General features: G+C 59.6%; 13 protein-coding genes and 4 tRNA genes. 16 read left to right on the top strand and 1 reads right to left on the bottom strand.

The features are described from left to right. The first annotated feature begins 134 nt into the window (after positions 1 to 134). The 13 genes from accD (at position 135) to PSH65_RS20435 (ending at position 12,231) form a co-directional block, all read left to right on the top strand. Entirely contained in the window at positions 135 to 1,055 is a 921-nt protein-coding gene (gene accD / locus PSH65_RS20495) for an acetyl-CoA carboxylase, carboxyltransferase subunit beta (RefSeq protein ID WP_007905946.1), read from the top strand. Beyond that, positions 1,052 to 2,359 carry a bifunctional tetrahydrofolate synthase/dihydrofolate synthase gene (folC, locus tag PSH65_RS20490; protein ID WP_305422084.1) on the top strand — a complete coding sequence of 436 codons (1,308 nt, stop codon included), beginning with the start codon at positions 1,052 to 1,054 and terminating at the stop codon, positions 2,357 to 2,359. The genes accD and folC overlap by 4 nt, the downstream gene beginning before the upstream one ends. Then, complete coding sequence (locus tag PSH65_RS20485; protein WP_305422083.1) at positions 2,343 to 3,011, top strand: SPOR domain-containing protein; 669 nt, start codon at positions 2,343 to 2,345, stop codon at positions 3,009 to 3,011. Before folC ends, PSH65_RS20485 begins: the two co-directional genes overlap by 17 nt. 98 nt (positions 3,012 to 3,109) lie before the next feature. Then, a complete protein-coding gene (locus PSH65_RS20480) occupies positions 3,110 to 3,670 on the top strand; it encodes a CvpA family protein (protein WP_008007221.1) in 561 nt (186 codons plus the stop codon). Positions 3,671 to 3,711: 41 nt separating this feature from the next. Further along, positions 3,712 to 5,217 (top strand): amidophosphoribosyltransferase, encoded by a 1,506-nt coding sequence (gene purF / locus PSH65_RS20475; RefSeq protein ID WP_007935163.1) that lies wholly within the window; start codon positions 3,712 to 3,714, stop codon positions 5,215 to 5,217. A gap of 73 nt (positions 5,218 to 5,290) precedes the next feature. Next, positions 5,291 to 6,502: an O-succinylhomoserine sulfhydrylase gene (locus PSH65_RS20470; protein ID WP_048395135.1), complete on the top strand. Its 1,212-nt coding sequence runs from the start codon at positions 5,291 to 5,293 to the stop codon at positions 6,500 to 6,502. Further along, positions 6,499 to 7,275 (top strand): SDR family oxidoreductase, encoded by a 777-nt coding sequence (locus PSH65_RS20465; RefSeq protein WP_305422082.1) that lies wholly within the window; start codon positions 6,499 to 6,501, stop codon positions 7,273 to 7,275. Before PSH65_RS20470 ends, PSH65_RS20465 begins: the two co-directional genes overlap by 4 nt. Before the next feature lie 259 nt (positions 7,276 to 7,534). After that, positions 7,535 to 7,610: transfer RNA gene (locus tag PSH65_RS20460), tRNA-Val, on the top strand. 55 nt (positions 7,611 to 7,665) lie between these two features. Beyond that, positions 7,666 to 7,742, top strand: a tRNA-Asp gene (locus PSH65_RS20455). Between the two features lie 93 nt (positions 7,743 to 7,835). Continuing rightward, a tRNA-Asp gene (locus PSH65_RS20450) sits at positions 7,836 to 7,912 on the top strand. Positions 7,913 to 8,160: 248 nt separating this feature from the next. Next, positions 8,161 to 8,670: a sigma-70 family RNA polymerase sigma factor gene (locus tag PSH65_RS20445; protein ID WP_305422080.1), complete on the top strand. Its 510-nt coding sequence runs from the start codon at positions 8,161 to 8,163 to the stop codon at positions 8,668 to 8,670. Then, positions 8,667 to 9,611: a FecR domain-containing protein gene (locus PSH65_RS20440; protein ID WP_305422079.1), complete on the top strand. Its 945-nt coding sequence runs from the start codon at positions 8,667 to 8,669 to the stop codon at positions 9,609 to 9,611. Before PSH65_RS20445 ends, PSH65_RS20440 begins: the two co-directional genes overlap by 4 nt. A gap of 196 nt (positions 9,612 to 9,807) precedes the next feature. Next, a complete protein-coding gene (locus PSH65_RS20435) occupies positions 9,808 to 12,231 on the top strand; it encodes a TonB-dependent receptor (protein ID WP_305422077.1) in 2,424 nt (807 codons plus the stop codon). 251 nt (positions 12,232 to 12,482) lie between these two features. On the opposite strand, the gene PSH65_RS20430 is transcribed toward PSH65_RS20435, so the two are convergent. Next, positions 12,483 to 13,766, bottom strand: coding sequence for an FAD-binding oxidoreductase (locus tag PSH65_RS20430; RefSeq protein WP_305422075.1), 1,284 nt, complete (start codon positions 13,764 to 13,766; stop codon positions 12,483 to 12,485). A gap of 183 nt (positions 13,767 to 13,949) precedes the next feature. On the opposite strand from PSH65_RS20430, the gene PSH65_RS20425 reads away from it, so the two are divergent. From PSH65_RS20425 to PSH65_RS20415, 3 genes are all read left to right on the top strand, one after another. After that, a tRNA-Val gene (locus PSH65_RS20425) sits at positions 13,950 to 14,026 on the top strand. A 235-nt stretch (positions 14,027 to 14,261) separates the two neighbouring features. Next, positions 14,262 to 14,603: a hypothetical protein gene (locus PSH65_RS20420; RefSeq protein WP_305422074.1), complete on the top strand. Its 342-nt coding sequence runs from the start codon at positions 14,262 to 14,264 to the stop codon at positions 14,601 to 14,603. A 219-nt stretch (positions 14,604 to 14,822) separates the two neighbouring features. Continuing rightward, positions 14,823 to 15,290 (top strand): anti-virulence regulator CigR family protein, encoded by a 468-nt coding sequence (locus PSH65_RS20415; protein ID WP_008007237.1) that lies wholly within the window; start codon positions 14,823 to 14,825, stop codon positions 15,288 to 15,290. The last annotated feature ends 36 nt before the right edge of the window (positions 15,291 to 15,326 follow it).

Genomic DNA, 15,326 nt, shown 5'->3' with positions numbered 1-15,326 from the left:
TGGGTTGTACGCAGGTCACGTCTCGCTGACCCGGCCACCCGATCAATCATCGCCACTCACATGAATTTAGGTCAAGGGCATACGCGGGGCTGCGAACCAGAGCGTTCGGGCCACCGGTACTGGAGAAAGAAAGCATGAGCAACTGGTTAGTAGACAAACTGATCCCTTCGATCATGCGTTCCGAGGTCAAGAAGAGCTCGGTGCCTGAAGGTCTATGGCACAAATGCCCGTCTTGCGAGGCGGTGCTGTATCGTCCGGAGCTGGAAAAGACCCTGGACGTTTGCCCCAAGTGCAACCACCACATGCGTATCGGTGCGCGCGCGCGCATCGACATCTTCCTCGACGCTGACGGCCGTGCCGAACTGGGCGCGGACCTGGAGCCGGTTGACCGTCTGAAGTTCCGCGACGGCAAGAAGTACAAGGATCGCCTGACCGCTGCGCAAAAGCAGACCGGTGAAAAAGATGCACTGATCTCCATGAGCGGCACCTTGCTGGGCATGCCGGTCGTGGTATCGGCCTTCGAATTCTCCTTCATGGGTGGCTCGATGGGCGCCATCGTCGGTGAGCGCTTCGTGCGCGCCGCCAATTACGCCCTGGAAAACCGCTGCCCGATGATCTGCTTCGCCGCCTCCGGTGGTGCGCGGATGCAGGAAGCGCTGATCTCCCTGATGCAAATGGCCAAGACCTCCGCGGTGCTGGCGCGTCTGCGTGAAGAAGGCATTCCGTTCATCTCGGTACTGACCGACCCGGTCTACGGCGGTGTTTCCGCCAGCCTGGCGATGCTCGGCGACGTGATCGTCGGTGAGCCGAAAGCCCTGATCGGTTTCGCCGGTCCGCGGGTTATCGAACAAACTGTTCGCGAGAAGCTGCCAGAAGGCTTCCAGCGCAGTGAGTTCCTGCTGGAGCACGGCGCGATCGACATGATCATCCACCGTCAGGAACTGCGTCCGCGTCTGGGCAACCTGCTGGCACAAATGATGGGCCTGCCGACGCCAAAATTCGTCGCCGCGCCGATCGAGCCGATCGTGGTTCCACCGGTGCCTGCCAACATATGACCCAACGCACCCTTGGCGAGTGGCTCGCCTACCTTGAACAGTTGCATCCCTCGGCCATCGACATGGGGCTGGAGCGTTCGCAGCAGGTAGCGTCCCGCATGGGACTGGGCAAACCGGCGCCTCGGGTGATCACGGTTACGGGCACCAACGGCAAGGGTTCAACCTGCGCGTTCGTGGCTTCATTGCTGCGGGCGCAGCGCCTGAACGTCGGTGTCTACAGTTCTCCGCACCTGCTGCGTTACAACGAGCGGGTGCAGGTCAATGGTGTCGAAGCCACTGACGCCCAGCTGTGCGAAGCCTTCGCTGCGGTCGAGGCCGGTCGTGGCGATACTTCCCTGACGTACTTCGAAATGGGCACCCTGGCGGCGTTCTGGCTGTTTCAACAGGCAGGGCTTGATGCAGTGGTGCTGGAAGTGGGTCTGGGCGGGCGTCTGGACACCGTCAACGTGGTCGACGCAGACATGGCGCTGGTCACCAGCATCGGCGTCGATCATGCGGATTACCTGGGTGATACCCGTGAGTCTGTGGCTTACGAAAAAGCCGGCATTTTCCGCCAAGGCGCGCCTGCGCTCTGTGGCGATCTGAATCCCCCTCAACCTCTGCTGGATAAAGCGCGCGAGCTCAATTGCCCGTTTTTCCTGCGTGGGCGCGATTTCGACCTGGGTATCACCGATCACAACTGGCAATGGCGCGGTCTTGATGCTCAAGGGCGTGCAGTCGAGTTGCATGATCTGCCATTGCTTGATCTGCCGATGGAAAACGCCGCACTGGCATTGCAGGCTTATCTGCTGCTTGGTTTGCCTTGGGTGGATGCACAGATTATTGAAGCCCTGAAAGCGACACGCGTGGTCGGTCGTCTTGATCGCCGTCAGCTCAACTGGCAAGGCAAGCGTCTGAATGTGTTGCTGGACGTGGGGCACAACCCTCATGCGGCAGAATACCTGGCCCGTCGTCTGGCCAGTCGGCCGCTGGCAGGCAAGCGCCTGGCAGTGTTCGGGTTGTTGGCAGACAAGGATCTGGATGGTGTCGTCGGTGAATTGAATGCTAGTGTCCAGCATTGGGCTGTCGCCCCGCTGGATTCGCCGAGGGCGCGGCCCGTTGAACAGTTGCACGCGGCGTTGCAGAATCTTGGTGCCTCTGTAACGTCTTATGACAGCGTGGCCGCCGCCCTGGAAGGGCAGTGCGCGCAGGCGACGAGCGACGACGAAATTCTGTTGTTCGGATCATTTTATTGTGTCGCCGAGGCCCTTGAATGGCTGGCCCGGCACTCCACGGAGGAAGCGGCAAATGGCTTTGCTGGATAAGGCGTACAAGCAGCGCATGGTCGGTGCCCTGGTGCTGGTGGCGCTGGCGGTGATTTTCCTGCCAATGCTGTTTTCCCGTCAGGACGAACAGCGCCAGGTGAGGGTCGACGTGCCGTCTGCACCGCAAGCGCCGGCTGTGCCGCAAGTGCAGGTCGAGCCGGTGGTGGTGCCTGATCCGCAGGCATTGCCGCAGGAACCTGTGCCAAGCGATGACGAAATTGCCGCGCAGCAAGCGCCGTCGACGCCGATCGCGCCAAGTGCTCCTGTGGCAGCGCCACCAGCGCCACCGGCTGCCAAACCGGTCACGCCACCTCCGGCGCCGGTCGCCAAGCCTGTGCCGGCACCTGCTCAGCCAATCGCTGCTGCGCCGACCAAGCCGAGCACCACCCCAAGCCGCGTCGATGCCAATGGCCTGTCGGTCAGTTGGTCGGTGCAACTGGCCAGCCTGGCGAGCCGTGAGAGCGCTGAAAGCCTGCAGAAAACCCTGCGCAGCCAAGGCTATAACGCCTATATCCGCACCGCAGATGGCAAGAATCGGGTATTCGTCGGGCCGCTGATCGAGCGCGCGGAAGCCGATCGTCTACGTGACTTGTTGAGTCGCCAGCAGAATCTCAAGGGCTTTGTCGTGCGTTTCCAGCCTGAGCGCGGTTAAAACTATCGCTCCGATTTGAAAAGCACTGACAATCTCAGCTTACCGACAGCCATGGGCTCTGCTAAAATGCGCCGCCTTATCTGTCTGTAGGCTGCACTGTGCCATTTACCTGGGTTGATTGGGCGATCGTTGCAATCGTCGCCATCTCCGCTTTGATCAGTCTTAGCCGCGGCTTCGTCAAAGAAGCACTCTCGCTGCTGACCTGGATCATCGCAGGAGCCGTTGCCTGGATGTTCGGTGGCTCATTGTCCGAGTACCTCGGCGGATACATCGAAACGCCGTCGGCTCGCGTGATCGCGGGCTGTGCCATCATGTTTGTCGCCACTTTAATCGTGGGCGCAATGATCAATTATCTTATCGGCGAATTGGTTCGCGTTACCGGGCTGTCCGGGACCGATCGATTCCTCGGCATGGCCTTCGGCGCTGCGCGTGGCGTGTTGCTGGTGGTCGTGGCGGTCGGGCTGTTGAGCCTGGGGCCGGTACAGCAGGACGGCTGGTGGAAAGAATCACAGCTCGTGCCAAAATTTCTATTGGTCGCAGACTGGTCCAAAAACCTGATCCTTGGGTGGAGCAGTCAGTGGCTTGCCAGCGGAATCAGCGTACCCGCTGATATACCGTTCAAGGAGCACCTCTTGCCGACGGCCAAAACGCCTCAGTGAGTTGTGTTCAGTTCAGATCCATTAAGTAGGGGTTGCGTCGCATGTGTGGCATCGTCGGTATCGTCGGTAAGTCGAACGTCAATCAGGCGCTGTATGACGCGCTAACCGTCCTCCAGCACCGCGGCCAGGACGCTGCCGGTATCGTGACCAGCCATGATGGCCGGTTATTCCTGCGCAAGGACAATGGCCTGGTGCGTGACGTGTTCCATCAGCGTCACATGCAGCGCCTGGTCGGCCACATGGGCATTGGCCATGTGCGTTACCCGACCGCGGGCAGCTCGACCTCGGCCGAAGCTCAACCGTTTTACGTCAACTCGCCATATGGCATCACTCTGGCGCATAACGGTAACCTGACCAACGTTGAACAGCTGGCGAAGGAGATTTACGAATCTGACCTGCGCCACGTCAACACCAACTCCGATTCGGAAGTGCTGCTCAACGTGTTCGCACACGAGCTGGCCCAGCGTGGCAAGTTGCAGCCGACTGAAGAAGACGTGTTCGCGGCCGTCACCGACGTGCACAACCGTTGTGTCGGTGGTTACGCGGTCGTGGCGATGGTGACCGGTTACGGTATCGTCGGTTTCCGTGATCCGCACGGCATCCGTCCGATCGTTTTCGGTCAGCGTCACACCGACGAAGGCGTCGAGTACATGATTGCCTCCGAAAGCGTTTCGCTGGACGTACTCGGTTTCACCCTGATTCGCGACCTGGCACCGGGCGAAGCGGTCTACATCACTGAAGACGGCAAGCTGCACACCCGTCAGTGCGCGACCAATCCGTCCCTGACTCCGTGCATTTTCGAACACGTCTACCTGGCGCGTCCGGACTCGATCATCGACGGCGTCTCGGTCTACAAGGCCCGCCTGCGCATGGGTGAGAAGCTTGCCGAGAAGATCCTGCGCGAGCGTCCGGATCACGACATCGACGTGGTCATCCCTATTCCGGACACCAGTCGCACCGCGGCCCTGGAGCTGGCGAACCACTTGGGCGTCAAGTTCCGCGAAGGCTTCGTGAAGAACCGCTACATCGGCCGGACCTTCATCATGCCGGGTCAGGCTGCACGGAAAAAATCCGTACGCCAGAAGCTCAACGCCATCGAACTGGAATTCCGCGGCAAGAACGTGATGCTGGTGGACGACTCTATCGTTCGCGGCACCACCTGCAAGCAAATCATCCAGATGGCTCGCGAAGCCGGCGCCAAAAACGTCTATTTCTGCTCCGCGGCCCCGGCCGTGCGTTACCCGAACGTCTATGGCATCGACATGCCGAGCGCTCACGAGCTGATCGCCCACAACCGTTCGACCCAGGACGTTGCCGACCTGATTGGCGCCGACTGGTTGATCTATCAGGACCTGCCTGACTTGATCGAAGCGGTCGGTGGCGGCAAGATCAAGATCGACAAGTTCGATTGCGCGGTGTTCGATGGCCAGTACGTCACCGGCGACGTCGACGAGGCTTACCTGAACAAGATCGAGCAGGCGCGCAACGATGCCTCCAAGGTCAAGACCCAGGCAGTCAGTGCGATCATTGATCTGTACAACAACTGAGTAACTACCGGCCCTGAGGGGCCGGTTTTGTATCTGGCTTTTAATTTACGAGAATAAGGAAAGGAGTGACAGCATGAGTCAGGATTGGGATGCCGGTCGGCTGGACAGCGACCTCGAAGGCGTAGCGTTCGATACCCTGGCCGTACGCGCCGGTCAGCACCGCACGCCGGAAGGCGAACACGGTGATCCGATGTTCTTCACTTCCAGCTACGTATTCCGTACCGCCGCCGACGCGGCCGCGCGCTTTGCCGGCGAAGTGCCGGGCAACGTTTACTCGCGCTACACCAACCCGACCGTGCGCGCGTTCGAAGAGCGTATTGCCGCGCTGGAAAGCGCCGAGCAAGCCGTCGCCACCGCCACCGGCATGGCCGCGATCATGGCGGTGGTGATGAGCTTGTGCAGCGCCGGCGACCATGTTCTGGTCTCGCGCAGCGTGTTTGGCTCGACCATCAGCCTGTTCGAAAAGTACTTCAAGCGCTTTGGCATCGAAGTCGATTACGTGCCCCTGGCGGACTTGTCCGGCTGGGATGCGGCGATCAAGGCTAACACCAAGTTGCTGTTCGTCGAGTCGCCGTCCAACCCGCTGGCCGAACTGGTAGACATCAAGGCGCTGTCGGAAATTGCTCACGCCAAGGGCACGATGCTGGTGGTCGACAACTGCTTCTGCACCCCTGCGTTGCAGCAGCCACTTAAGCTGGGCGCGGACATCGTTGTGCACTCGGCGACCAAGTTCATCGACGGCCAAGGCCGCTGCATGGGCGGCGTTGTGGCCGGTCGTAGCGAACAAATGAAAGAAGTCGTCGGTTTTCTGCGTACCGCCGGGCCGACCCTGAGCCCGTTCAACGCCTGGATCTTCCTCAAGGGGCTGGAAACGCTGAGCCTGCGCATGAAGGCGCACTGCGCCAATGCCCAGCAACTGGCCGAGTGGCTGGAGCAGCAGGACGGTATCGAGAAAGTCCATTACGCCGGTCTCAAGAGTCATCCGCAGCACGAGTTGGCCCAGCGTCAGCAAAAGGGTTTCGGTGCGGTCGTGAGTTTCGAGGTCAAGGGCGGCAAAGAGGGGGCCTGGCGCTTTATCGATGCGACTCGCCTGATCTCCATTACCGCCAACCTGGGCGACAGCAAAACCACCATCACGCACCCGAGCACCACCTCTCATGGCCGTCTCGCGCCGCAAGAGCGTGAAGCGGCGGGGATTCGTGACAGTCTGATCCGTGTTGCGGTCGGTCTGGAAGACGTGGCAGACCTGCAGGCCGATCTGGCGCGCGGGTTGGCTGCCTTGTGATCGAGTTGTCGACGCCGAGCACGGGCACCCATGGCCGCGTCGCGCTGGTCACCGGTGCTGCGCGCGGCATCGGTCTGGGGATTGCGGCCTGGCTGATCAGCGAAGGCTGGCAGGTGGTGCTGACCGACCTGGATCGGGAGCGCGGTTCGAAAGTGGCGAAGGTGCTTGGCGAAAACGCCTGGTTCATCGCCATGGACGTCGCGAACGAAGCGCAGGTGGCACTGGGCGTGGCCGAGGTGCTGGGACAGTTCGGGCGCCTGGACGCGCTGGTGTGTAATGCGGCGGTGGCCGACCCGCACAACATCACCCTGGAAAGCCTTGATCTGGCCTACTGGAACCGAGTCTTGGCGGTGAACCTCAGCGGGCCGATGCTATTGGCCAAGCATTGTGCGCCGTACCTGCGTGCTCACAGCGGCGCCATCGTCAATCTGGCCTCGACCCGTGCCGGCCAGTCAGAACCCGACACAGAGGCTTATGCGGCGAGCAAGGGCGGTCTGTTGGCTCTGACTCACGCTCTGGCCATCAGTTTGGGGCCGGAGATTCGCGTCAACGCGGTCAGCCCCGGCTGGATCGATGCGCGAGATCCGGCGGCACGGCGTGCCGAACCGCTGACCGACGCCGATCATGCGCAGCATCCGGCGGGCAGGGTAGGGACGGTCGAGGACGTGGCGGCGATGGTGGCGTGGTTGCTGTCGAAGAACGCCGGGTTCGTCACGGGCCAGGAATTCGTGGTCGATGGTGGCATGACCAAGAAGATGATTTACAGCGAGTAAATCCAGGTGTGGCTGCGATGGATGTAGCCAGCATTGATGTTGAATGTACCGCCGTCTTCGCGAGCAAGCCCGCTCCCACACTGAGTTTATGTCGATCACAAACCTGTGGTGCGCCGCAGATCCAGTGCGGGAGCGGGCTTGCTCGCGAAAGCGGTCTGACTGTGTAAGACACAATTTTGTCTTTTTCAGAAAAACTTCAAGCGGGGTATTGACTTAGCTTCGGTACCTGCGTAAATTTCGCGGCCTCGGAGATGCAAACGGGTGATTAGCTCAGCTGGGAGAGCGTCTGCCTTACAAGCAGAATGTCGGCGGTTCGATCCCGTCATCACCCACCACTTCCGAGAGTCTTGCGAAAGCAAGAAGGAAGCTTTTAAAAGCCTCCACCGACGCGCAGCGGTAGTTCAGTCGGTTAGAATACCGGCCTGTCACGCCGGGGGTCGCGGGTTCGAGTCCCGTCCGCTGCGCCATATTTTCCGAGTCAGGTTTACCTGCCTCGAGATTGAAAAGCCTCGAAGCTTTCCAGTCAGACGAGTTACTTGGGCGAAAGTCCAAAGCGATACGCAGCGGTAGTTCAGTCGGTTAGAATACCGGCCTGTCACGCCGGGGGTCGCGGGTTCGAGTCCCGTCCGCTGCGCCATATCTGCCTCAAGGCCTACTGAACGCCTTGGAGCTACGAAGAAAGCCGTTGGCAATCTTCGAGTCGATAGCAAAGACCCTGGTCGAAAGACCGGGGTTTTTTGTGTCTGCGATTTGGCTTTTCCTCTCTCATGTCCTTCCCGCAAGTTTTTTCTGCGCACCAATTGCATAAAGGACTTGGTTCACAGCTTCAGCATTAATTAGAATCACTCTCATTTACGATAACTCCTTGGCACAGGGCTTCTTGAGATGAGTGATGCAGCGATGCCGAAGGAGCAAACCTTCCACGACCTGTACCGCGATCACCGTGGCTGGCTTGAAGGCTGGTTGAGAAGACGCATGGGCAATGGCTGTGATGCGGCGGATTTGAGCCACGATACGTTCCTGCGCTTGCTCGCCAGCTCTCAACGAATTGCCGATCTGCAAGAGCCTCGTGCCTATCTGCTGACCGTGGGCAAACGCCTGCTGAGTAATTTCTATAAACGTCGAAGCCTCGAGCAGGCTTATCTGACGGCACTGGCGGCGTTGCCGGAAGACTGTGTGCCGTCGCCCGAGCAGCGCTGGTTGTTGCTCGAAACCCTGCAAGCCCTGGATGAATTGCTCGATGGATTGCCGGCGGCAGTGCGTAGGGCGTTTCTCTGGAGTCAGCTGGAAGGCTTGAACTATCAGCAAATCGCCGAGCGCTTGCGGGTGTCGGAGCGCACGATCAAGCGCTACATGGCGCAAGCCTACGAACATTGTCTGTTGGTGGAGCTGTGAACAGTCCGGTGCCCGATGCCCGTCAGGCGGTGCGAGCTGCCGCGCAGTGGCTCGCCTTACTGGAATCTGGAAGTGCCAACGAGCAGGATCATGCGAGTCTGCAGCGTTGGCGCGACAGTTGCGTCAGTCACGAGCAGGCTTGGCAGAAGGCTCAAGCCTTGCGTCAGCGGTTTGCCGATCTGCCTTCAGCGTTGGCGCTTAAAAGTCTGGATCGCCCCGAGCCGGGGCGGCGAGTGGTTCTCAAGCGTGCATTGGGTGCGGTGGCGTTGGTGCCGGCCGCTTGGCTGATCAGCCGACAATTGCCGCTGGATGTCTGGCGAGCCGATCTGCATACGGCCACCGGGGAGCGCAAACAGGTGCGGCTTGCTGATGGCAGTTCCTTGCAGCTCAACACGGCCAGTGCCATCGATGTGGATTTGCAGAGCCGTCGCTTGAAGCTGATTGAGGGCGAGCTGTCGCTGAAGGTTCCGAGCGCGTCGCCGCTGACGATCCAGACGAAGTTTGGGCAGATCAGCGTCAGCCAAAGCGAAGTCTGTGTTCGTCAGGAGGCGCGCGGTTGCAGCGTGTCGGTGTACAACGGCGCCGTGCAATTGCAGCCTTTGCAGGGGTCGGCGTTGGCTTTGCGCAGTGGTCAACAAGTCAGTCTTCAGGCAGCCGGTGTCGGGCCGATCAGCCCATTTGATGTGCTTGCGCCCGGTTGGCGAGAAGGCGTGCTGATGGCAAAAAACCAGCCGTTGGGGGATTTCCTGCGCGAACTCAGCACTTATCGACCGGGTGTGCTGCGTTGGGAGCTGGAGCTTGAAGCGTTGCGTGTCACCGGCAGTTTCCGCCTGGACGACACCGATCGCGTCCTCGCGTTGCTCACGGCCAGCCTGCCGCTGGAGGTGCATTCGCGTACGCGTTACTGGGTGACGTTGCTGCCGCGTAAAAATAGTGTGTGAAGCCCGACGAAAATCCTGTGGGAGCGTGGCTTGCCCGCGAAGCATGCACCGCGGTTTTTCAGGTATTGCGCGTCATCGTTCATCGCGGGCAAGCCACGCTCCCACAGATTCTGAGCTTGCCATTAGGAAAGCCTGTCCCCTTTTTTCGACTCGCTTGTCATTCAAGGCATGTGAACGAATCAAGAGAGCTCTATCAATGCCCGCAGTCATACTTTGCTGTCCGCGTCCGGCTTCCTCCCGCCTGCGTCCGTTGTTGCACCTGAGCCTGTTGTTGGGTCTGAGTGCCAGTCCGTTGTTCATCACGGCCAGTTGGGCCGAAGACAGTGCCCGGCGAAATTATCAGGTGCCTGCCGGCAGCCTGAGCGATGCACTGACACGCTTCGCCGGCCTGTCTGGCGTCAATCTCTCGGTGAGCCCGGCGCTGGTGGGCGGTCGCACCAGCCCTGGTCTTTCCGGCGAGTTCGCGGTCGAGGAGGGCTTTGCCCGGCTGTTGCAGGGTTCCGGTCTGCAGCTGAAGCCGGTGGGCGAACAGGCCTACATCCTGACCCCGGCGCCAGAGGGCAGCAGCCTGCAACTGGCCCCCACCTCGATTCTCGGTGCCACGGGCGGGGCGGATGGCGAGGTGTATGCCGGCGGCCAGGTCGCGCGCCGCGGTTCGCAAGGCTTGCTAGGCTCCAAAGACTTCATGGAAACGCCGTTCAGCATGACCACCTACACCGGCGAGGCGGTCAAAAACCTGCAGGCTCGTACCTTGGGTGATCTGATCGCCAGCGATCCTTCGGTTCGCGCCACCAACCCGGCGGGTGGGCGTTATGAGCAGTTCACCATTCGCGGGTTCAGCCTGTTCAACAGTGATGTCGCCTACAACGGTCTCTACGGCATCTTGCCGACCTATACGATCGACATGGAGATGGCCGACCGCGTCGACATCATCAAGGGCCCGAGCCAGCTCATCAACGGCATATCGCCGCGGGGCAGTGTGGGTGGCGGGATCAACGTGGTGCCCAAACGCGCGACCGACAAGCCCATCACTTCGTTTACCGGTAGCTACGCTTCCGACAATCAGGTTGGCGGTGCCGTGGATGTCGGCCGGCGCTTTGGTGAAGACAATAAGTTCGGTATTCGCTTCAACGGCGTGAAGCAGTCCGGCGACACCGAATGGGATCACCAGAGTGTCGACCGCGAGATGGCCGTGCTGGGCCTGGATTTTCGCGGTGAACGCCTGCGACTCTCGACGGACATCGGGCGCACCGAGCGTGATACCGACGCCCCGCAGGAGCGCGTGCAGGTCGGCGCCAATGCGAAGGTGCCGAATGCGAACGATGTGCGCCACAACTATGCGCAGTCCTGGAGCAAGGCGAGTACCAACGACACTTTCGGGACGGTGAACGGTGAATTCGATGTCAGCGATTCCGTCATGATGTACGGCGGTGTGGGCGCGCGTAAAAGCAACCATGACTTTCTCCGGCATGCTGTTGCAGTCACCAATGACGCCGGCGATTTCAGCGTTCAGCCGCGTGACTTCACCCGTGACGAAAATGTCCGGACGGCCACGGCAGGGGTGCGCAACTGGTTTCATACCGGCCCGGTGAGCCATGAGGTCAACCTGGCCGCCAGCTATTTCTACATGGACTTCGAGAATGGCGGCGCCCGTTATGCCACGGCCCGCAGCAACCTCTACAATCCCGTGGAAACACCAACACCCGGCAGACCCACTCGACTCGATTCGAAGGTCTACACCGAGAACCGCTTCAGCGGCGTGGCGTTGTCCGACACTCTGGGTTTCTTCGATGACCAGCTGCTGCTGACCCTCGGTGCTCGCTGGCAGCGCGTGAAAGTTGACGACTGGACGGATGATGTCAAAGGCGCCACGGCCTACGATGAGGAAAAGGTTTCGCCGTCGGGCGGCATCCTGTTCAAGGCAACCGATAAACTGTCGCTGTATGCCAACTACATGGAGGGTCTGAGCCAGGGCAAGATCGCGCCGTCGACCTCGGTGAACGAGGACGAGATCTTCCCGCCATTCATCAGCCGGCAGGTTGAGGTCGGCGCCAAGTATGATGCGGGTGCGTTCGCCGTGACCGCTGCGGTGTTCCGGATCAAACAACCGGCCTATGAGACCAACGCCACGACGCGGGTTTTCGGCCCGAACGGCAAGCGTGAGAACACGGGTGTGGAGCTGAGTGTGTTCGGTGAGCCGCTCAAAGGTTTTCGCCTGCTCGGCGGTGTCATGTACATCGACAGCGAGTTGACCAACACCACCAATGGCACCTTCGACGGCAACCGGGCACCAGCCACGCCGAAATACAACGTCAACCTGGGCGCCGAGTGGGATGTACCGACCGTACAGGGTCTGACCCTGACCAGTCGCGGCCTCTATTCCAGTTCGCAGTATCTGGACCAGTCCAACAACAAGGAAATCGACTCCTGGGAGCGTTTCGACGTGGGTGCACGTTACGCGTTCAAGATCGATGAAAAGAACATCACCCTGCGTGCCAATGTCGAGAACGTGGCGGACAAACGCTACTGGAGTTCGGCTGGGGCCTCGGATGACAGCGAGCCTGGCTTGACACTTGCGACCCCGCGCACCTACCTCCTTTCGGCAACGGTCGACTTCTGAATCGATCCAGCCATGCGCTGCGCCACAGGGAAGGGCGTTGCCGTGTGGTGTCATGCGCTCGCGGGTGGACGTGGCAAGATCGGGGAAAGCGCAATCCATGTGGGAGCGGGCTTGCTCGCGAAGACGGAGGCACAGCCAACATTGATGTCACCTGATTCACCGCTTTCGCGAGCAAGCCCGCTCCCACAGGTTCCCGCACTTTAACTGACTGGCATTGGCCGCATTCAGCGGCCCCTTTTCACCTCTATCGATCAGTATCCGAACTTGTCCCGCAATCCGTAATACCAGGCGCCCAACGCAGCGAACGGTGTACGCAGCAATTGTCCGCCGGGGAACGGGTAGTGGGGCAGGTCGGCAAAGGCGTCGAAGCGCTCGGCCTGACCGCGCAATGCTTCGGCCAGTACCTTGCCCGCCAGGTGCGTATACGTCACGCCATGGCCGCTGCAACCTTGGGAATAGTAGATGTTGTCGCCCAGTCGTCCGACCTGGGGAAGGCGCGACAAAGTCAGCAGGAAATTGCCGGTCCATGCGTAATCGATTTTCACGTCCTTGAGCTGCGGGAAGGCCTTGAGCATCTTCGGTCGAATGATCGCCTCGATGTTCGCCGGATCGCGCGCGCCATAGACCACGCCGCCGCCGAAAATCAGGCGTTTGTCAGCGCTCAGGCGGTAGTAATCAAGCAGGTAGTTACAATCTTCGACGCAGTAGTCCTGAGGCAACAGGCGCTTGGCCAATTCATCGCCTAAGGGTTCGGTGGCGATCACTTGAGTCCCGCAGGGCATCGACTTGGCCGCCAGTTCTGGGACTAGGTTACCAATGTACGCGTTGCCGGCGACGATGATGAATTTGGCCCTGACCTTGCCTTGAGGCGTATGCACCACCGGATTGGCGCCGCGCTCGATGCGCACCGCTGGCGACTGTTCGTAAATGGTGCCGCCCAGCGACTCCACGGCGGCTGCCTCGCCCAAGACAAGATTGAGCGGATGAATATGCCCGCCGCTCATGTCGAGCATGCCGCCGACGTATTGATCGCACGCCACCACTTCACGGATGCGTCGCTGATCCAGTAGCTCAAGTTGCGTGTGACCGAAACGCTCCCACAGGCGCTTTTGGGATTCCAGATGGCCCATCTGCTTGGCGGTAATGGCGGCAAACACGCCGCCGTCCTTCAGGTCGCACTGGATGTTGTATTTGGCCACCCGCTCACGAATGATCCGTCCGCCCTCGAACGCCATTTGCCCCAATAGCTGAGCTTGCTTGGGGCCGACACTGCGCTCGATCACATCGATATCACGGCTGTAGCTGTTAACGATCTGGCCACCGTTGCGCCCCGATGCGCCAAAACCCACTTTGGCGGCTTCCAGAACCGCTACCCGAAAACCGTTCTCCAGCAGGAACAGGGCAGAGGACAGGCCGGTATAACCGGCGCCGATGACACAGACATCAGTCTCTACATCATCCTGCAAGGCCGGGCGCGGCGGCGCCGCATTAGCCGACGCGGCGTAATAGGACTCTGGGTAGGGAGTGTTCGCCATCCTGCAGCCTCTGTTTAATATATTTTACGAGTGCATCGATCCTACCCGAGTTAAAAAACGACCGCCAGCCACCGGAAAATCTTCTTTGCCACGGCAAAATTAAATATTTTGCATATTCATAGGGTTAGGTGAAAAAAAGGTGTTGACACCCCTTCGGAATTCCGTAGAATGCCGCCTCACAGCAGGCACGTAGCTCAGTTGGTTAGAGCACCACCTTGACATGGTGGGGGTCGTTGGTTCGAGTCCAATCGCGCCTACCAAACAAAATCCGCTCTGCTGGGCGGTCTAGAAGGGCCCACCGAAAGGTGGGCCCTTTTTTGTTGTTTGCGATTTGCAAAACTCCCACTGCAAAAATATTCCAAAAAACTATTCCTGGTGCGGGCGCTACTGGCGGGATGTCGGCAACGGATCGGCTATGAGGCGCTACTAGCAGCTGCAACTTATTTCAGGACTAGACGCTCATGAATTAGTATTTCTTCACCCCATCCAAGGAACATGGAAGTGAGAAATAAATACGCAGCGGGTATGTTCTTTTTACTGACGATTGCGACGATTCAATTGGCTCACGCCGGTGCTACAGACAAGTCCGTCGAGAACGCCTCATTGCTCTGCAAAATGCTGGATGGCAACGACGCCTTGACCCAAGCCTCCGAATTCTCTGCCGAGGATCGTTCGGTCAACATCTCAGTAGACAGCTCTCCAGAGGAAGCCAGAGAGCTTTGTCCCGTCATAAGTGCCATTGTCGAGGACCATGACATGGTTTTTGCGCAAGGCTGGACCGTGCAGATCAGCTCCGCAGGCAATGGCTATGAAGTTATCGCTATCTGCCCGTTGTAAGCGACTTGCTGGCAGCCAGGTGGTGCAGATGACTGGCTTGGGGCGGGAGTGGTTGTTAGTGTTTCAGCTGGCCCAGCTATCAACTAACTGGGCCAGCTCTGCTCTCCATTCGTTCGATTTCCCCGTCTGGCCCTGTCGCTCCAGTGAACACAGTTTCTGAACTAATACAGCCATAACCGTCTACATTGCAGGGGGCATCCCCTTTCTGAGAGAACGGATATGTTTAGATCTCGCTCGTTGATTGCCGCTATGACGTGTCTTGCCTTGGCGTCCGGTTCAATGACTGCATTGGCCGACCCGGGAAACGGGAAGGGCCAGGGAAGCGGCAAGGGAAATCCACAAAACATCCAGGACCATGGCAACGCCAGCCATGGAAACAAAGGCAAAGGTTCAGGGGGTGACGATTGGAGTCACGGTCCGAGCATCAATCACGGAAGTGTTCTTGGAATCGTGGGTGGTTATCGCGATTACTGGAGCCCTGGGCCCGCCTTGCCACCCGGCATTCAAAAAAATCTCGCCCGCGGAAAACCGCTACCGCCGGGGATCGCCAAGAAACTCGATGGCCGATTGCTCGGCAGGCTTCCACACTACGATGGCTACGAGTGGCGGCAGGCTGGCACTGACTTGATATTGGTGGCGATCGCTACCGGGATCATCTACGAGGTTCTCAATGGCGCATTCGATTGAAGTGAAAACGACAGATTCCAATCGCTCCCTCGCTGC

The sequence above is a fragment of the Pseudomonas sp. FP603 genome, from assembly GCF_030687415.1.
Classification (GTDB): domain Bacteria; phylum Pseudomonadota; class Gammaproteobacteria; order Pseudomonadales; family Pseudomonadaceae; genus Aquipseudomonas; species Aquipseudomonas wuhanensis.
Note: the sequence above shows the minus strand (reverse complement) of the source record. Positions and strands in the feature narration are given on the sequence as shown.